A 20,356-nucleotide genomic window follows, 5' to 3' on the forward strand; every position below is an offset into this window, starting at 1 on the left:
AGGTTTTCTCGTTCTTTTGCTGCAAAATTAGTGATGAACGGCTTAAAAGAATGGGAAAAATTGATTTATAAATACGAAAAACAGGTATTGACGTGTAAAATCAACACCTGTTATCAGTAAATTCTATGATTTCTTATAATCTTTCCAGCCAGTAGGCTGTGTCTTTGGCTTTACCGCTTATTGTGTATGTGCCTGAAATTTTTTCGCTCTTCTTCACAGTTTTTACCAGTCCGCTTTTCGTGTCGACGGCATGCAGTGTGTATTTTCCGTTCTCAACGTTGAGCGTAATGTCGCCTTCGGCATGGGCATATATCACATATCCAACGGCAGGGTTGCCTATCACCTGAGTGGCTGAGTTGCCTTCGCCGCTGATGTAGCTCATCTTTGTCAGGTCGGTCAGCAGTTTGTCGCTGCCTATGGCCACGTTTGGACAAGAGCCTCCGGCCATGAGGATGGCCCAGCCATACTGCGGATATTGCTGCGAGAAGAATGTTACGGCCTTTTCGGGATACTTTGTGCGGTATTCCTTCACGGCATTATATGCCTCGGCAAATCCAGTCTTGCCTACCTTCATCTTGCGCATGAACTGTCGCGGAGCAAGGTTCTTGCCTGCCTCTGGCGCCCAAAGTCCCTTGGTGTTGTAGTGCCAGTATCTTATGTCGATGATGTCTACCACCTTCGACAGCTCCGGATCGGCAAGTATGGCGTCCTGGGCGTCCTTTGTGCAGCTCAGCGCCACCATAGGATGCAGGCCTGTCTCTTTTTCCCATTCGGCTATTGTCTCGAGCCAGAAGCGTGTGAAGTGCAGCGGACCTGTATATTCCTCGCTCAGCAGCTGCACCACGTTGCCCTTGTCCTTGAGGTTGTCGAGACACTGGCGGATGTACTGCTTGTGCAGCGGTCGCAGTATGGGGTTGTTGATGTCGTAGAACTGCTCGGCCATGAATATGCGCTTGTCGCCTGTGAAAGGCACAGGTTCGGGAAAGTCGGTGCCGTTGACATTGTTCACCGGACGCCACGGACAGTCTACCCAGTGGGCTCCTGCCTCGAGTATGTTGTGCTGAAAATAGTTCTGGTTGAACAGCAGTATGCCTTTCTCTGCACCTTTTTCTGCAAACTCGTTGAGTCGCATCCAGTACCATTGGTTAGGCTTTGTAAGGTCGTAGCAGCTCAGGCCGTCCCATGCGGTGCCTTGACCTGTACGGCTGAAAGCCTGCTCGTAGAACGGAGCCCAAACGTCGCCGTCGGCACGGCGCACGCGCTCATGGTCAGTGCGGCGCAGGTCATACCACAGTCCGTAGTGGTGGTCTAAGATGCAGAAGTTGTTTTTGTCGAGATATGTCACCACAGAGTCTATGCGGTCAGTCCAGCCGGTGCCCTCGCGTCCCGGCACGAAGCGTGTTATGGCAGGGCGTGCGCCTTTCTTCACGAAGTTGTCCTTCACGCGTCCGGCCCACCATGGTATCTGGTAGTTGTTGCCCGTTATCAGCTTGCCGTCGGCAGTGATGTGGCCGTTCTCTATTGCAAATTTCATGGCTTTGCCGCCATTTTCAGCCACGTTATACTTGCTTCCTTTTACGCTCTCAATGTCTTTCACGCCTTTGGCCGATGTATTTGCTGTGTAGGGCACAGAGTCTATCCACATCTCCATAGTCAGTCTTGGCTGTGTCAGCGACACCTGTGCCATGATCTGCGCCTGTGCAATCTCAGGACTGCTCGATGCGTTGGTGTTTCTGGGCAGTATGTATCCGTTTATGGCTTCTTTGCCCATGCGCTTCTCGAGCTGTGCGTAGAAGAGGCTGCGCGGCTGCACGTGGTCGTTGCTGCTTGTCCATTCGGCGTTGCCTGTCAGCGTGCCCCAGCATCCGTGTGCGCTGTTGCGGTTGTCGCTGTCGGGCGAATAGCAGTAGAGAGTTGAGCCTGTACACTGCCACATCATGCTGTTGGCCGTGTTCCAGCCCGTTCCAAACTGGAACTGCTCAAGATTCTTGAAGCTTATGTCGTTGCCGTCGATGTTCACAATGTCAAACAGCAGTCCGGCTGCCCATGAGCCAATGCTTCCGCTGAAGCCCAAAGAGTTTTCGCCCTCACATTGTACAAAGGCGTTGGGACCTGCCGCACAGAAGCCTGCCGCAAAGTCGTGTATGCCCTGGCGCGACACGCAGCGCTGTATCAGGGTCTGCTGTCCGCGTGTTATGAACACGCATCTGCGCCATCCTCCTGTTTCAGACACAGGCTCGCCTGCAATGCAGTCTTCAACTGTTATGCGGCTTGTCTGCTTCTGCAAATTTACAGCGCTGCCTGCGAAGTGCCTGAATTCTACACGTCTTACCCAGCAGTCGCGCGCATTGTCAGCCCAAATCGCGTCCCAGCAGTGGTCTTCGTCCTTAGGGTTCCATGAGTTGTGTTCCGACATGAGAGTAAGGTTCTCAACGCCACATTCGCTTATCTCTGCGCTGTTATATCCCGTAACAACGAAGCCCCCGCCGTATTTCTTGTCGAGCGTGGTGGTTATTGGCGCGTCGAGCGTTATGCTGTTGCCGTTTACGGCGCTGACGGTTCTGTCCCATGTTATGTCTATATCTGTGGGTTTCCATCCGGTGTAGTCGAGTCCTCCGCCGAAGTCGTTGCAGCATAGCGACGCTATCCATTCCTTTGTCGACGGCCTTACAATTCTTATACGGCTGCCTTTCTGTATCTTGGCGGCAGATGCCAGCGTCAGCGTAGTGGCTCCGGCCATTGTCTTTTCGCCTGCAACGGCAATGGTGTCGCCTCTAGTCATCTTCATTCCGCCCTCGATATAGAGCAGTGCACCTCTGTCATAGCCCTGCTTTATTATGGTGGTCTTGCCGCGTCCGGCACCTCTTATCACCACTCCCGATGTGCTTATGCGCAGCGGTTTGCTTATTCTGAAAGTGCCTTCGCCCAGCAGTACGGCTCCGCGGTGGCCGTTCTTGTCGGGTTTCAGTGCCGACACGTAGTTGATGGCGCGCTGCAGTTTCTCGTAGCAGTCGGCCCCGTTGCTGCCCACGAAGACAGCGTTTCGTACATCCGGAATGGCTATTTCAGACGCATGATATCCGCATGCCGAATAGTCCATCGGAATGTAAACCTCTTTTTTTGCCTTGCCTGCCATGGCATTAACTGTGCACAATCCGGCTATCAGCAGAATGGCAAGGCAGCGGCTTGTTAGATTTTTTTTCATATCAGATTGACAAATTGTTTGTTTCAGTAATTACCTATACTTACAAAACGACGCGTATGTTTTTTTATTGTACTTATTATTCTGCGCCAATTTTTTTCTTTTAACCCAAATCTGTCATAGAGATTAGGCAGGATTTTTTCGTTTAATATGATGTGGATGGCCGACGGATTTTTCGCAGGTATGGCTGCTTACGTCAAGAACAGACATACGGCAATCCGGCAGAAAAAGTAACATACCCGGCAGAAAGCATCCGTCTGCTTATAAAATCAGACAGTATTCGGTCTGCCGGGATATTCGCGTTTGGGCTTGCAGCAGGCCTCATTATCCAGCCGCGGCTGCCATTGTTGGGCCCTATCAGTGGGGTATGGCTGAGGTTGATTGTTTCTGTGTGATAACATGTTGATATTCAATGCGTTACAAAATGCCGTCTTTTGGCTCTTAAAAGATGCCCTTTTACAATGCAAAAGGTGCCCTTTCGCAGTGCAAAAGGACACCTTTTATATTTTCATCAGCCCCGGCCTTTCTTTATATGTTGCAGAAACTGTCATGCCGGTCCGTCTTTCATACCTTCCGTGCAGTCGCTGTGGCCGCTGAGTCAGAGGTTATTTCATGTGTTCAAGGTCGACAAACTTGCCTCTCACTTTGCGCTCGGCTATCATCTTTATCAGTTTCTTATGGCGTTCAGGTGCAATCCATTTGCGTGCAAATATGTTAGGAATGGCCACGCCGATGGCTATGCCGAGAATAATCAGCGACGCCCTTATGCCGTTATGTATGGCGATGGTAAGCTCGCCGACCACTCCGTGCATTTCTATCAGTGCAAAGAGAGCCCTGTACATGAGCACGCCCGGCACCATCGGGATGACGCTTGGGATAGACAGGCAGTGGTGAGGCGTGTGGAATATGTGAACGGCTTTTATGCAGATGATACTTATGAGCGACGAGCCTATGAGCGAGCCAAGGATGAGGCCCCAGTCGAGTCCCACGTTGCCGTTGCTCGGTCCGAGGTTCACGAAGTTACGCGTGCATACGGCTATTATGCCTCCTGTGGCCACCACCCAGAGCAGACGCCGCGGTATGTTGAATATCATAGAGAAGCCCATGGCCGATATGGCTGCCGCCACGGCATAGGCCAGATAACTGTTGTGTGGCGTCATGCTGAGGTCTTTCACAAAGTTGTCTATGCCGCACACCTTGATGGCTATTACTATGCCGAACGACATGGCCGCCACTATCATGAGCGTGTTGACGGCCCGCGTTATGCCTATGCTGATGTGGCTGTCGAGCATGTCGCTCACAAAGTTGATCAGCGGTACGCCCGGAACGATGAACAGGGCACAGGCCATGAGCGGATGCCAAGGTGTGTCGCTGTGTGTGAAGGGTATCAGTGCCGACGGTATGTGCGACTCAATCACCGGCAGCGAGATGTATGCTGACAGGCATGCCAGCAGTGTGGAGAAAAATGCTGCAAAGGCAATGTTGACGTATTCGTTGGAGCCTGTCGAGTTGAGCCATGCTCTAAGGCGGAAGCCTGCTATGGCTGCTATCGAAGAATAGATAAACGCAGGCCAGTCGCAGCCGAACTGAACGCAGAAGCCGCCGCAGGCCAGACCGGCTCCTATGGCTGTGAGCCACGGGCTGTAGTTGCGCTTCTTGTTCTTTATTCTTTCCAGCTCCTTCTCGTATTGGTCGAGGGTATAGTCCTCTTTGATAGCCCTCCACGACAGTTTGCTTATGGCAGATATGGCGTCCATGTTGATGCCGTGCCTGTCGCAGCGCTGAAATTTAGAGAAAGAATGGGTCTTGTCGCTGAGGTTTACCATCAGCATGTTGTAGGTGATGTGAATGTGCAGCTTCTTTTCCGGCAGGCCCAGATATGCCGCCGTGCGGTCCATGTTGCGTATTATGCGGCTGGTGTCTGCCGAACTTTCCATCAATAACTGACCGGTGCGCAGCAGCAGGTCGAGTTTACGGCGTAACACCTCCAGGGAGTCAGACTGCTGAGTTTCTTCCATAATCTTTTTGCCTTTATTTTAATGAAATTTGACGAATAGTCATACCTATGCTCATTTTCAGGGTGCAAAATTACAAAATATCTATGTAATTAAGGCAAAATAGTCTTTTCATAATATACATTTTGTTTTGTTAGTTGGTGTTTTTTGACTTTTGTTACAAGTATGCCATTCTGATTTTGCCGCATCATGGTTTTGCTATGTGCTGATTGGTGCCGCTTAGGTTGTCTGCAAGGGCAGAAATTACGGTCAAGGGCTGTTGTCTTTCACATGGTATAAAGTAAATTCCATGCAGAATGCATGAATGTGTCGGTAGGGCGGGGAGTGGTGCTGGCTTACGGTGGTAGTCGGCGTGTCTGCGGCTCGTGTCTGATGTTTCACCGTCAGCCTTGTGTATGGGATATAAAAAAGAGGCATGCCATTTGCGGCATGCCTCTTTTTATATAGATTAGCGATGTTTATTCGTCTGCCAGCGGGTCGAATGTTCCGGCTGAACCTCCGTGCTGACTGTCTTCCCAACCGATGGTCTGCTCCAGAGCCTTGTTGTTGTTCTGTGCTCCCTGTGTCAGTCCGAGGAAGTAGTAGCGGGGCAGGAAGTTCATGTAGAGCTTAACCTTGTTCTGGTCGTAAGAGTCGCCCTTCTTGTCCTTGCGAACGAGGTTGTCGCTGTACCATGTCTTCAGAGTTTCCAACTGCGGGTTGAGCTCCTTGCGGAGGTCTACTGCTGCACAGCGTGTTCCGCCGTTCTTCAGCAGCGGGTCGCTGTCGGCTGTTGTTCCGCCGACACCATACTTGTCGGCTACGCGGAATTCCATGTTCTCACGGCGCTGTCCGTTGAGCTGCTTGAAGCCGAGCCATGTACATGTGTTGCCGCCCCATCCTGTCAGTGTCCATGTTGAAGGCGCACCCTCAACCTTTGTTGCACCACCGTCGTAGAGCATCCAGCGGCGAAGGTCGTCGAAACGCTTGCCTTCGTATGCAAACTCTATCTGGCGCTCATAGAGAATGGCCGACATACATGCAGCCTGGTCTGACTCAAGGTTGCTCTGCAGTCCGTAGTTGTTCTCGCCGGTGTAGCCTGCGCGGGCACGAACCTGCTTCAGATAGCTTACGGCGTCTGTCAGCTCGCCAGCACCGCATGCAACCTCAGCAAGGTTGAGCAGCACCTCTGCGTAGCGGAGCTCGATGTAAGGCTGAGCTGAATAAGCAAATCCGCCGTTGCTTGCTGTACCGGTGAAGGTGTACATAGAGTTTGTATTTACATCGTAGTCGTCAGAACGCTTGCGCACGTAAACGCCAGAGCAGTTTGTCAGCAGGTTGTCTGCACCATAGTCGTTTCCGCTCTCAGGGTCGCCCTGGTCGTCGAGGTCTGTATACCATACATAGTTCCAGAGTTCATAGTTCTTTCCGTCGTCATACAGCGGGTTGTTAGGATCAGCCTCCTGAACACTGCTGTTGCCGTTGTAAGCCCAGCGGAAGCCGGGGAATGCGAATGTGCGGTAGAAGCGCGGGTCGCGGTTCATGAACGGATGTTCGCGGTCGTATGTCATAGACGAAACCTCGAGCTTTGTGTAAGTGTCGGCAGAAGCCGGGCGCTTACCGTCAGCCATCGGGAACATGTCTATCAGCATTGCAGAAGCGTTCTTGCCAGAACCTGTTGTGTTCTTCGGACGGATGTAGCGCTCCCAGTTGCTGTTCTTCTGACCGTCGCCGGCCTGTACAGTGTTGTAGAGAGTTACGAACACAGCTTCAGGGTTCTTGTCGCTCTGGTTGAACTGCAGTGCGAAGTCTGAACCGTTTACGTTGTTTGTAGATGTGAACAGACCATAGCCGCAAGAGTTGATAGAGTCGAGCTCGGCCTTCATCTGTGTGTATGCGTTCTTCCAGCGTGTCTCGTCGTTGGCACGGTTGAACAGCGGGCTAGCCCACAGCAGCAGCACACGGCCTTTCAGCGCGAGGGCTGTTCCTGTTGTTACCATACCCCATTCGTCGCTCGACCAGCCGCCGTTCATAGTCTTGTCAGCAAGCATTTTGGCTGATTGGTCAAGGTCGCTGAGGATGAAGTCGATACAAGCCTTTGCTGAACGGCGAGGGTTAACCACACCTTCAACAGGGTCCTGAACCTCAGTTACGATAGGCACACCTCCGTAGTATTTCACGAGGTTATAGTAGCACCATGCACGGAAGAAGTAGAGCTGTCCGAGATATTCGTCCTTCTTCTCCTGTGAGAGGGCGCCGCCTGAGATGCCTTCAATGGCGTCGTTGATGTTGCGGATACGTCCCCATGCGTTGTTCTGAATGTTGTTAGGAGTACCGAAGAAATAGTCAGGAACAGATGTTCCGCTCATTACAGACAGCGGGTTCTGCGGGTCAACGAATGCTCCGAAGCCGCTGTACTCCTCAGTCGACTGTGCCTGAGTGTCGTTGCTTCCTGTAGAAGGATATTGCCATGTGGGGTCGCTGTTCACCGTAGGCAGACACCAGCTGTAAACGTCGTATACACGGCGCAGGCATCCCTCTTCTGTGTCGTAAATACCTGTATTTACGTTATCGTAGTTCTTCTTTTCCTCAAGGAAGTCATCACTACATGATGTGATGGTCATGCTTGCGATGAGGCCAAGTCCGAACACTTTTATTATATTTGTTTTCATTGATAAAATTCTATTAAACGGTTATATTTTCTTAGAATGTAAGATTTACTCCAACTGTAAACTGACGCAGTGTAGGATAAGAACCGTAGCTGCACATCGGATCCATGAAGTTGTCTGGATAAGGATTATAGAAGCTCAGCAGGTTCTGGCCTGTAACGTTTACGCGGGCTGACTGTATACCGATTTTCTTCACGAGGCTTGACGGAATAGTGTAGGCCAGTGTCAGACGGCTCAGTTTTACTCGTGTTCCGCTTATTCTCCAGAACGATGATGTTATTGCGTTTACGCTCTGGTAAGCGAGGTTAGGCAGGCTTCCGTTGCGGTTGGCAGCTACTACGAGGTTGCCGGCTGCATCGTATATGTCCTGATATGAGTACATGTTGTCAACATTCCAGAATGAAGGCATGTTGGTGAACTCGAGGTCGTCTACGCCTGAGCCTGACTTCAGTGCAGAAGCGTCAACGAAGCTGTATCCACCCCATGAAGCGCTCAGCTGGGCTGTGAGAGAGAATCCCTTGTAGTCGGCGCCGAGGTTCATTGTAACGCTGTAAGGATTGTTGCGGTTAGACAGACATACCTGGTCGTTGTCCTTGTCTACCACGCCGTCAGGTCCTGCGTATGTTCCGTCTTCCTGCTGCGGTCCGCGTACATCCTTATATATAAGCATACCCGGGCGAACCTCGTCTTTGCTCATTCCGAGGTAAGATGTGATGTTGTATTTGTCGAAATACTCCTCAATATCCTGGAATGAACGGAACATGCCGATGCACTGCATACCCCACAGACCGATGTCTGTACGTCCGCCGCGCTGTATCTGACGATAGATATAGTCTGTGGCGAAGTCCATGTTCAGCACCTTGTTGTCGCTGTAGCCTGTGTTGAGGCCGATACGGTATTTGAAGTCCTTGCCGATCTTGTCACGCCATGTTGCGCTCAACTCGTAGCCCCAGCTGTCCATCTCGCCAAGGTTTACTGCTGCCGACTGTGTACCGATTGTTCCCTCGATAGCCTGGCTGATGTTCATCAGCATGTCGCGGTTCCACTCGCGGTACATATCGTAAGTAACGCTCAGACGGTTGTCAAGTACGGTGAAGTCGAGACCGAAGTTGGCTTTGTAAACCTTATCCCAGTGAACATCCTTGTTTACGGCAGAGTTGTTCTTGTTGATGGTTATACGGTTCTCGCTTTCGTTAGAGATGCCTGTACCGAACACCGGACCGCGGTTGGCGTCCTGGGCGTAAACCTGCATCCACTGCCATGCGGCTGTGTTGTCACGTCCTGTCATACCGAATGATCCGCGAACTTTCAGGAAGTCTACCCATGGAAGAGCCTCCTTGAACCATTTTTCTTCAGACATTACCCAACCTGCGCTGAATGACGGGAATACTCCCCAATAGTTTACCGGGGCGAATTTCGTTGAAGCGTCAGAACGGATAAGGAATTCTGCCAGATACTTGTTGGCGTATGCATAGTTGATACGTCCGATGTAAGAGAGAGTTCCTGACTCGCTGCGGGTGAAGGTTATAACCTTTGTCTCGCCCTCAGCTGAGTTTGACTGTCCTGTTGTGAAGGGGTAGGGGTCTGAAACCATGGCATAGAGATATTCGCTCTCTGCTTCTGATTTCTCTATTGAGAATAATGCTCCGATGCTGTGCTCGCCGAAGTCTCTGTTATATGACGCCGTAAAGTTCATCTGGTAGTTGTCTGTACGTGTCATAGAGCGGTTCAGCTGTGACGGGTCACCGTTGGCTATTGTATGGGGCAGCAGGTTCGCCTCTGTGATAAACTGGCTGTAGTCCTGACCTTCTACCGGAGTATACAGGTGGCTTCCGCTTCCGGGGCGTGTCTGCATTGTGTACACTTTGTATTCAGAGCCATACTGGTTGGTCTTGTCTGTGTTGATGCTCTTTGAGTAAGAGAATCTCAGCTTCAGTCCCTTCAGTATCTTGCTCCATCCGAAGTCGTAGTTGATGCTTCCCTGAATGTTGATGTTAGAGTTCATCGTGCGGCTGTAGTCGCCGTTGTTTCTCAGCTCAGAGAATGAGTAGTTCTGGTCATCGTCCACCTGAGTGTTGCTTATTCCGTATGCTGCGATTGGCAGGCCGTTGACATACTCCGGAATATAGCGCGGACGTGTGAGCAGGATGTTGTAGTCTTTTTCGTTAGAAGTACCGCCAACCTTGATGTAAGGTGTGTTCTTCTTTCCGTAGTCGCCTGATACACTGAGGTTTGCACCCAGCCACTGGCTTACCTTAACGTCTACTCCTGCACGGTAGTTCCAGCGGTTGTAGTCAAGGTTGCCGAGGTTACCGTCCTGGTCGAAGTAAGAAAGACTTGCAAAATAGCTTGCACGGTCAGTTGCTCCGCTGAGGTTTACGTTATGCTTCATCGTAACGCCAGTCTCCCAGTATTTGTCCAGCAGGTCGTAGTTGAGGCCCTTCATGGCGTTGAGCTCGTCTGCCTGATAGAGGTCTGTAAGATGGTTGAGCGATGTGTTCTTCGGGTCGGCTGCTGCAACAGCGTTGTAGAGACGGCCATACTCGTATGCGCTCAGCATCTTGGGATGTGATACGGCGTCTGTGAAACCGAATGTACCGCTGTAAGAGATGCGCGGTGCGCCGAGCTTACCCTTCTTTGTGGTAACGAGGATAACACCGTTGGCCGCACGTGCACCGTAGACGGCTGCTGAAGCGTCCTTCAGCACAGAGATGCTCTCCACTTCTGCCGGGTCGAGGTTGTTGAATGCCTCTGCACCGAGGTTCTGTGTTGAGTTGCCCACCTTTACGTCGTTGGGATAGATGTATCCGTCGATGACGAACAGAGGCTGCTGTGCCACGCTACCTACGTCGCCGAGCGAGTTGGTGTCACGTATATACATTGTTGCGTTTTCGCCCGGGCGGGTGTCGCCGCCGCTTACGCTCAGACCGTTGACAAGTCCTGACAGACTGCTTGCCAGACCGCCTGAGGTCATGTCCTGAATCTCGTCCATCGGAACAGTTGCAACAGAACCGGTCAGGTGAGCCTTCTTCTGCACACCGTAACCTACTACGACAACTTCTTCAAGATTCTGTGAGTCTTCCTGCATTTGTGTTCTTCCGCCGGGAGCAACGGTCTGTGTAAGATATCCGATGTAGGATATTGTCACCTTGCTGCCCTTGGGTGCAGAGATGGTGTAGTTACCATTTATGTCGGTTATCACACCGGTGCCCTCCTTGCCGCTTATGCGGACAGATGCGCCAATGATAGGGTCGCCGTTTTCGTCAACGACTGTACCTTTCACCGTCTGGCTTTGTGCCAGTGCCGGTGTGGCAGCACAAACCATGAGGCCGAAGCATAGAGCTTTTATGAATTTTCTTTTCATATCTTATGTTTTTCTTTTGTTATCGATTATTATTCTGCAGCCGGAAGCCAGCGTGGGTCGCCGGTTCTCTTAGACAGCTGTTCGCCTCCGTTGACAGTGAAGTCGCCGTTTGTCGGGTCTGCAAACTGCGGGTTGCTCTTTATTGCAGTGCCGCTCTTGTCGTAGTTCTCTTCATTGTCATAAGTGTCTGTGGCAGCATCCTGCAGATAAGTGTTGTTAAGGAATGTGTATGACGGGCTTGTGCTGAAGTTACCGCCGATGAAGCGGCGTGCTATTTCCTTGGCACAGTCAACGAATATTGTGTTTGTCAGTACGAATACTGATGTTGCCTTGCCGCTGAATCCGCTGTAGTTAGCCCACTGTCCTGATTTTGCGATGTTGTAGAATGTGCTGTTCTTGATGTTTACGCTGTTAGATGTGTATCCGGCACGGTCGCAGCGTCCTGAGTTGTTGTATTGTATGAAGTATTTTGCATCAGAGTCGCCGGCGTTCCAGAATGTAGAATTCTGTACGGTCAGATTGTTGATGAATCCTGACTTGAAGTAGATTATGGCATTGCTGTTTACGCCGCTTGATGCTGTAGATGTCAGTTTCACCACAGTGTTGTCAATGACACATGTCTCAATACAATATTTCACGTTGTTGTCGTGTATAAACTGGGCGTTCACTCCTTCAAAGTTACAGCTTGTGATATGCAGCGTACCCATTATGTTGTAGTAGTCGCCGCTGCCTGTTGCGCCTTTTATGCTCTCGTCAGGTGTCTCGCTCAGTCCTATTGCCTCGTTTGCAGATGCGCTGCAGTTAAAGTTGAGGCTCTTCAGTTTCAGAGGAGCTGATGTGCGTATTGTTCCTTGTTCACCATAAGTGATTGTAGGTCTCTTCTGGTCGTTTGTACAGCGCAGCTGTATCTTGTTTCCGCCAAAGTCAAGAATATTAGAAACTGTATACTGTCCGCCTTCCTCAAGGTCGTATACGAGTTCCTCTTCGTTGCCTTCAGGTATAGGGTTGTTCTGGAAGTATTCGCAGAGGTCGCTTCCTGAAGGAATTGTTGCAAATGCAACGGCAAAGGTGTTGAAAGTCTTGATTACAGGGTCGCAGCCTGTGTTGTTTCTTTCCTCGTTGCCGAGAACTTCCAGAGACAGTTCGTAGTTGTTGTCCTCAACACGTGCCACGGCGAATGAAGTGCCGTCGTAGACAGAGTCTATCAATACTTCTCCTGCAGTAGTGTTAGTCAGGATGGCATGATAGCCGCCTGCACCATAGACTACCGGCCAGCTGATGGTCTGTTGTGTTCCATCTGCGCTTGCCGTGATTTGGATGTCGTCTGTTGAAGGAGCCTCAAGCTGTGTGTTGTATACACCGCTGTCGAAGCTTTCTTCGTCGAAACCATCCTGCGCACATGAAGCAAAGAGCAGCACGCCTGCCGCAAGCGACATCAGGGCGTATGCCTTTCTTCGTAGTGAAAAATGATTTTTCTTCATAAGAATGTTTTTATTAATGTTATACAATATAATTAAATTTGTTTTTTCAAGTATGTCTTGCCCATGGCATCAGGGCATATTTTCTCCTTTACAATTCTTTGACGGATATAATAGAAAAATGTAACCAAAATATAATAAAAAATAAAAACAAAAGGTTGCATTAAACTATTTGTCGCTTTTGTCTCCGGTGTAAACTGCTGATTTATAACATGATACGTCTCGGATGGTGCATATTTGTCGCATGGCAGACATGGAAAATATATGTTTTTTTTATCCTTCATGTATGAGTTTTGCCGGTTGCGTTTTGATGTCCGCATTAGATATGGCATGCTTCTGTTTGTCCGTTTGCGCCCGTTTGGTGTGTCTGCGGGCATCTCGTCAAAAAGAACAACGGTATGGTGCAGCTGCCGGAGTGGCAAGTCATTAAGAAAAACTGTGATTAGCAGAGTCAGGATTAATCATATCCCCCAAAAGCAAATAATCCTCCTAATGACAGGCGTGCTGTCTTTAGGAAGATTATTTGTGCGTTATGTATAAAAGATGTTTATTGGTTTACGTACGATTCGTACACAATCGTCATCAGGCTTATTTTCTGATGAACTTCTTTCCGTTCTGAATCAGTATGCCCTTTGCATCCTTGCTTACGCGCTGTCCGGCAAGGTTGTATACAGGAGCATCTGCGTCAAATGTGTTGTTTGTTATGTCGTTGATGCCGCTTGTGCCGGCTTCAAATTCAACATCGCTTACACCGATCTGTGCGCTGTGCAGGAACACCATGTAGGTCTGGTCAGCCTTCATAGGTATGTTCAGCCATCCCCAGATAGCCTGGCTGCCGCCTTTTGCACCCCAGATGTACAGGTCGTCACCTTCTGTTCCCTTTGTAGGGAGGTTCATGTTGTAAGCCTTTGTGCCGTCTTCGTTTGTCACGCCGTTCTCATATCCGTCCAGAGTATAGTCTACGTTAGGTGTCAGAGCCTTCTGTGTCTCCTTGTCTACAACGAAGAGCTTGCGGTTACCTTTGTTGATCCATACACCGAGTACGAGAGTTCCTTCAGCCTTAGCCTTGAACTCATAGTAGAGTCCTGACACGGGCAGACCCTTGCTTCCGTCCGGCTCGTAGTATTCGTATGCAGGACGGTATGTGCCTGTAGGCTGGCCGTCTGTAATCACTTCTTCTGCCAGAAGCTTAACGTAGGGGTTACCTGTTCCCTGTACGTAAGGAAACTCGATGTCGCCCTGGTTGCCGGTCTTCCATTCTATGGCATTCCATTCTGATACGTTTGCGTCTTTGTCTATTTCTTTAGGAGTAGTGCCGCCTACTGCTGTCATTGTTACATTTGTAAGATCTACGGTAACAACAGATTTGCCGTTCTGAGTGTCGATAACAGCATTCTGGAATTCTTCAGCCATTACTACGTTCTTGTCGGCATCATAAGTTGCGGCAGCATAATAATCCTGAGCGTTTGCGCTCATTGCTGCAAGTGCAACTGCTACTAAAGTAAAAATTTTTTTCATAAGCTAATTTTATTAAGTTAATAGATTTTCTGATGTTTTTCTCTTTAAACGATTACTGATTTGCTTTGTAATCAAAAGCGAAAATGCTATTAACTGAATTTAACTTTCGTGCGTCCCGATTATGCGAAACGCCTTTTGCGAAAATGGGCATAGGCGCTTTAATCCTAATCGGCCATCAGCGTTCAGAAACTAAAAGACGGGCTGAAAGCATGAAGACACAAAACAGATAAAACAATGTGCGGTCTAATGGCCAATTGTGCTTAAATGTCAATAAGCGCAGCTCAAATAACGTAGTGACTATCCGAATCTCGCAAATCATTACCCCAATTCATTTCGTCGTTTTTTTATTAGCGCTAAACTGGCGGCCATTGTGATTCGGCAAAATTCTGATACAAAAAACTTATCTTAATAAACTCATCACTCGTCACAATAGCTTTTAATATGCTGATTTACAGATTGTTAAGTTGTGATGAGTTGCTTTGCGTACTCATCACGCAACAGACCGTTCACCTCGGATGTGATGAGTTGGAAATGCAACTCGTCACACTCTAAAGCCTTGACTGCAAGGCCCTTATGCAGCTTTGTGATGAGTGATGAGTTTTTCTTAAAATCTTTTTCATATCTCTGTTCCTTCTTGCGTCGTAACATGGCCATGCAGCTTGTAAAAGCTGTCCTTTTACATCGTAAAACACCACGTTTCATCATCTAAAAGCATACCTTTTCCAATGCCGTTTGCCGTCTTTTATGTCCCAACCAGTAATTAATATTCAGCAATGTTAATGCTTTATGTTATTGGTCATCCTGTGCTTTTGCCTTATCTTAATAGTCTTTCCGTTCGCTTTTTCGCTGGCATAATGGGCTGTGTCAAGAAAAAACGTACGAAAAGACCTGCAAGGATGGCTGAGAGCATAAATCACCTTGTTTAATTAAAATCTATTTGCCTGACGACGAACTGTGGCAATATAATATAAGGTGTATGTATTGCCCGCATACTCTATGCGCCTCGGATATGCGCCGTAGGATGCGAAGTCACTTATCTTTGATACGATGCGCTGTGAGCCTATATAGATGTGCTTGGTGTAGCGTCTGAATCATACCTATACAGGTTTTACAGCTGAAGCCGTTAATGTCTAATATGTAATCAACTACTACTAAGTCTTTTTCTTATTACTGTAAACAACCATATACACGAGCATAAATATAGAATGAAACAAGCTACTACCTGTCTTACCGCTAGCCCACTTTCTTCATAAACTTCATCTCTTTCTTTGTCATAAAAGAATTGTATTTTTTGTGGATCAAACTGTATGCATTTATCTCTGACAACTTCTACATAATATTGCTTTCCTTTGAACTCTATGAGTATGTTTGATCCACTTTTACGATAGCAATTAACTTCCAGTACCGAATAATTTTGTATTGGTTCCTCACTATTGATTATCGTTTGTCTATGGTCGTATATGAGCCAAATATAGATAGCAAATGCTAATGCGCCGATATTTATCAATATGACACTTATAAGTTCCTTATTTGTAACACTTTTCATTTCCTTATTTTTTGAGTAAATCACGACATCCAATAAAGATGTCGTGATTTATTTTGTTATTTAAATCTATCAGAAGCACTTCTTGAAAGTGTTTTCTTTGCAGTTTCATTTCAACATCTGACTCTTTATTATTCTGAGAAATTGTTTTGCATTATTAATAAAAACCTGATTAAAGTTGATTGTCGGCTTGCAATAAAGTGTTGTATCGTATCGATTTCCTTTTTCCCGCCTAAAGATAGTCATAATTTATTTGAAACGCAACGTTTTCATTGTCAATCGTCTTGTTACTTGCTTTTTTTTAACAAAACGTTTCTTTATGTCTTACCGTTATATTCTGATTCTCCGTTTAAGATTCGGTAAAATGTTCTGTATTTGCCTTCACCGCGCGCTCGTCGTCAGCGTCATACCTGTAGTTGGTCACGAATCCGTCGTCGTCAGAGGCTAGCAGACGGTTCTCCTCGTCCCATTTCTGTTTGCGTTCATGGGCTCTTTCTAACTATGTCCGTTGTATAGGTCTAAAGTATTTTATCGGCTATAGCAAGGGCTGAAGATGGAGTCAGTCTGCAGGAGATCCGTCAGATGACAGGTCAGGACAACGGGAAGATATCCCCATACCTCAAGCTAATGGCTGACCGGAAGATTATAGATAAGACATCCAAAACCCAGCGGGGAGGTATATATACCATTACAGACCCGCTGTTTAGATTATGGCTGCAAACTAATGTATAATTTCTGTTTTGGCGAATGAATGTGTTTTTTTACTCCCTTATCTTCATATTGGTTTCTTTATCTGAAACAAATCATCTTGAAAGCTTTAAGATTCCAATTTGTTGATATAAATGATGACACTGTTAGTTTTACTATTCTCTAATTGTCATAAGAATAAATCAAGGAACTACTACATATTTTGTATATGTCTCAAGGTTGGGACGGAGGGTCAAATTTACCGATCTTGGAAACGATGCTCTGGCTATGTAGATGCGTTTGACACAGTGATAGGTTACAAATATGTGTCGTCAGAGGTCAACAGATGGTTCTCTTCGTCTCATTTCAGCTTGCCCTCATAGGCTTTCCCGTATGATAAAAAACTCAAAATGAAAAACAGAGATAAGTCTACTTATAATCTATAAGTGAGAACATAAAAATCTCCTACTTAAGGCTAAAGCAGGAGATTTTTTATTTTTAAGATTCAATCTATAAGATTTATATTTTTTCAATTCTATTTTGATGCAGCCTCATATCCATAAATATTTATCGAATATCAGGAGTCATATAAAACCAGATTATGGGATCATAACTAAACTTTTTAACTTCACATTCATAATCATTTTGAACTAAATTGATTTTTAAACGTATCATATCTATATAAGAATAAGGACTTATCTCTCCTTTTTCTCTAATTTTCGTGGTATCAGACAAGCTAATATATACTTGTGCTTCTTGTTTACTCACAGGTATTTGAAATATATAATTAAAATTCTGGTAACCAAATCCAATCGAAGCAGAATCCCCAATAAGCAATTCTGAATATAAGACATCACCTAAATCATAATTGCTTAATACATAAATCGTATTGGACGCATATATTGCATTTGCAATTGAATCTGGAACTATTTGCCTTCTGATATGGTTCAAAGTTTCTGCATCAAATGCATAATAAGTTGCATTTTTGCATTTCTTTTGTGCATAATAAATCAAATCATATAGATTATTAATATGATTCTTGCTTATTTTACTGGTGGTATTACAAGAAAAAAATATCACACATAATGTTACAGCAAGGATTATTTTCACAAATTTATTTTCCATATATATAATTATTTTCTTTTATTTTTTTATACTTTGGAGCATGATTCCCTTTCTGGTCAAAATATATACTTTGATTTCCTTTTTTAAGGATTTTACCACCATTAGGGTTCCCCTCAGTATCTATAGAATAATGGCTTCTTAAAGGAATATTATGTTCTGCTCGTATTAAATTTTCTATATGGGTTGAGTATTTTTCAGCATTTGGAATATCTTTGTAATCTTCATCATTTATTGGTACTGTATACCATGTAGTCATATCCAATGTTCCATTTAATCTATCTGATGAATGAGCCAATTCATGACCTAATGATATAAAACTATCACCACCAAATGCAGCACGTGATGAAGGACTCCAAGACACAATGCTTGAAAAACCTTCGGAACCTTCTTGTTCAAAGTTCCTATTAGAATTAATCATTATTATAATTTTTTCATTATGTTCAGCTAGACCTGAAATCAATTTTCTCCCATGGGATTTAGATGAAAGTTTATTCAAGCCCCTCACAATGTTTTGAATATCTCTATTTGTACCAGTATAAGCGTTACCTTGAAGATCTTCAAACTGTCCTTTAGATATATTATAATTAAAATAATTCCACATTTTTTTCTCATTATTGAATTCTCTAACTATTATACTATCTCCATTTATGTCTAAAACATTTATAGGATTGTTTGCAGAAAAACTATAACTACTAATACTAGGATATGATTCCGCAAATCTGTCTACACTCATCCACAAACTTAGTCTTGGGTCATAGTACCTCGCACCATAGTAATACAATCCCGTCTCCTCATCGAATTCCTTCGCATTGAAGAGATAAGGCGTATTCCAGATATTGTTCCGCTCTTCAATGAACACTTCGCCGAACGGCACGTACTCTATGTGCTGTACCACCTCTCCGTCCAGATTGGTGATGTAGCTGCTGCCCAGATGGTCTGCATGGTAGTAGAACTGCAGGTTCTCGTAGGCGTCGCCTTCCTGGAAGTTGTCCTCCGGTGCGTTGGCCTGAGCCATGGCAGCTTCCATTGTGCCGTCGTCACAGCAGAATCCCTCGCCGTCCACATAGTCGTCGTTGTCCGTTCCGTTGTACGGCACCCCAAATGTAGCATAATTTTCTTTGATTGCCTGCAGTTGTCGACTATATTTAACATCATAGTCCACATTTACCGCGTCAGCCTCTTTGCCGGCATACGCTATGCGCCTCGGATCTGCGCCGTAGGATGCGAAGTCACCTATCTTGGATACAATGCGCTGTGAGCCAATATAGATGTGCTTGGTGTAGCGTCCGCCTTGGTTTGCCACGAGATAAGGGCTTACGTAGAGTGAGAACTTGGCCGTGTTGGTACGTCCGCCGGCAAACTCTGAGTTTACATACACCTGCTCGTTCTCGCCGCTGGTCTTCACCGTGCGCTCGCCGTCAGCGTCATACCAGTAGTTGGTCACGAATCCGTCGTCGTCAGAGGCCAGCAGACGGTTCTCCTCGTCCCATTTCAGTTTGCGCTCATGGGCTTTCTCGTCTGTTGTTCCATCTTTCTTCGTGCGTCCCGTGTTGACGTACACGAGGTTTCCGTTCGCGTCATACTCGTAGGCGTGGCTGTTGCGTGTCTTCCGGCTCTCGTCCGGAGTGGCTTCCGTGCGGTAGTTCACGTCACTGACGTTGTCAAGCTGGAATTTCTTTCCATCTTCCTGTCCGTAGGTGTACGTCAGGTCATAACCCACGTTTAGTGTGCCGTCAAACTGCAGGTTGCCCTGCGTCAGGTGCTGGCTCTTCGAGGTGATGCGGTGCATGTTGTCGTAGCCCATTGCCAGTGTGTAGCTTGCCGTCTTGCTGTCTGCCCCCGTGTAGGTTCCGGTTGCGCTTGTCAGACGATATAGTGCGTCGTAGGTGTAGCTGTGGCTCATCTGTCCGCCGGCCTTGCCGCTCTGTGGCAGGGCAGCTCCGTTTGCCACGCTCAGCACGTTGCTCACTGCGTCATACGTGTAGGCGTTGTCCATGATGGTATTGCCTCCGGCATTCACTTTCAGGTTCTGCAGCCTGCGCCGCTGCGGGTCGTAGGTGTAGAATGTCTCCGCTCCGTTGCAGTACTTCATGTACGTTCGCTGGCCGAATTTGTCATATCCTATGCGGTTCACATAGTCATATCCGTACGATTTTTCTCCGTGTACGTTTGTAAGCTGTCCGCCCAGGTCATACGTGTAGGTCACTTTCTCTTCGTCCGGGTAGATCATCTCCAGCAGTCGGTTGTGGCTGTCGTAGGTCCACTGGGTCACGTAGGTGGCGATGGCCTGGTTAGGCACGATCAGCGTACATCGCGTCTTGGTCACTTCGCCCATCTTGCCGTAGAAGTATTCTATGGCGCCTGTTCCGTCCTCGCGCAGCATCAGCCTGCCGATGCGGTTCTGAGAGGCGTTGCGTCCGCCGTAGTAGTACTTCACGTTGTTCTCCGGATGGTCGGGATAGTTGATACCCGTCAGTCGGTTGTAGTCATAGTCATAGGTAATTGATTTTCCTTCGCCTGCGAGGTTGGCTGTCTGCTTACTTGTCACGTTGCCCAGTCCGTCGTATGTGAATGTGGTCTTGCCGCTGGCCGGGTGGTTCACTTCCGTGCGGCGGTTGCCATAATCATATGTAGAGGTGGTCACGTTGCCGTCAGCATCGGTTACGCGTACAAGCCGCTGTATGCCGTCGTATTCGAACGTCGTGGTTATGGCTCCGTCCGGACCGCTTTCCTGTATGCTCTTCAGCGTCTTTCCGCTGCCGCTCGTATGAGTTTT

The 20,356-nt window shown here is 47.4% G+C and carries 8 protein-coding genes and 1 pseudogene; all 9 read right to left on the reverse strand.

Annotation, left to right across the window (positions count from 1 at the left end; translation table 11 throughout):
- Window positions 1-133 precede the first annotated feature (133 nt).
- A complete protein-coding gene (locus ACZMIG_RS05785; protein WP_487889230.1) occupies window positions 134-3,205 on the reverse strand; it encodes a DUF6298 domain-containing protein in 3,072 nt (1,023 codons plus the stop codon).
- A 602-nt stretch (window positions 3,206-3,807) separates the two neighbouring features.
- Window positions 3,808-5,220, reverse strand: coding sequence for a threonine/serine exporter family protein (locus tag ACZMIG_RS05790; RefSeq protein ID WP_487889231.1), 1,413 nt, complete (start codon window positions 5,218-5,220; stop codon window positions 3,808-3,810).
- Window positions 5,221-5,675: 455 nt separating this feature from the next.
- Complete coding sequence (locus tag ACZMIG_RS05795; RefSeq protein WP_487889232.1) at window positions 5,676-7,868, reverse strand: RagB/SusD family nutrient uptake outer membrane protein; 2,193 nt, start codon at window positions 7,866-7,868, stop codon at window positions 5,676-5,678.
- 31 nt (window positions 7,869-7,899) lie between these two features.
- Window positions 7,900-11,229 (reverse strand): SusC/RagA family TonB-linked outer membrane protein, encoded by a 3,330-nt coding sequence (locus ACZMIG_RS05800; RefSeq protein WP_053397916.1) that lies wholly within the window; start codon window positions 11,227-11,229, stop codon window positions 7,900-7,902.
- 29 nt (window positions 11,230-11,258) lie between these two features.
- Window positions 11,259-12,710: a DUF4992 family lipoprotein gene (locus ACZMIG_RS05805; protein ID WP_487889233.1), complete on the reverse strand. Its 1,452-nt coding sequence runs from the start codon at window positions 12,708-12,710 to the stop codon at window positions 11,259-11,261.
- Window positions 12,711-13,295: 585 nt separating this feature from the next.
- The gene (locus tag ACZMIG_RS05810) at window positions 13,296-14,225 is read right to left on the reverse strand and encodes a hypothetical protein (RefSeq protein ID WP_287603510.1); all 930 of its coding nucleotides are present in this window, start codon (window positions 14,223-14,225) and stop codon (window positions 13,296-13,298) included.
- 459 nt (window positions 14,226-14,684) lie between these two features.
- Window positions 14,685-14,873: a hypothetical protein gene (locus ACZMIG_RS05815; RefSeq protein WP_125104623.1), complete on the reverse strand. Its 189-nt coding sequence runs from the start codon at window positions 14,871-14,873 to the stop codon at window positions 14,685-14,687.
- A gap of 2,149 nt (window positions 14,874-17,022) precedes the next feature.
- On the reverse strand, window positions 17,023-17,580 hold the full coding sequence (locus ACZMIG_RS05820; RefSeq protein ID WP_302024087.1) for a hypothetical protein: 558 nt from the start codon (window positions 17,578-17,580) through the stop codon (window positions 17,023-17,025).
- Window positions 17,570-20,353: pseudogene (locus ACZMIG_RS05825) on the reverse strand (RHS repeat-associated core domain-containing protein); the annotation flags it as partial. The gene ACZMIG_RS05820 and the pseudogene ACZMIG_RS05825, both read right to left, overlap by 11 nt.
- Window positions 20,354-20,356 lie beyond the last annotated feature (3 nt).

It is taken from the genome of Xylanibacter sp., assembly GCF_057607445.1.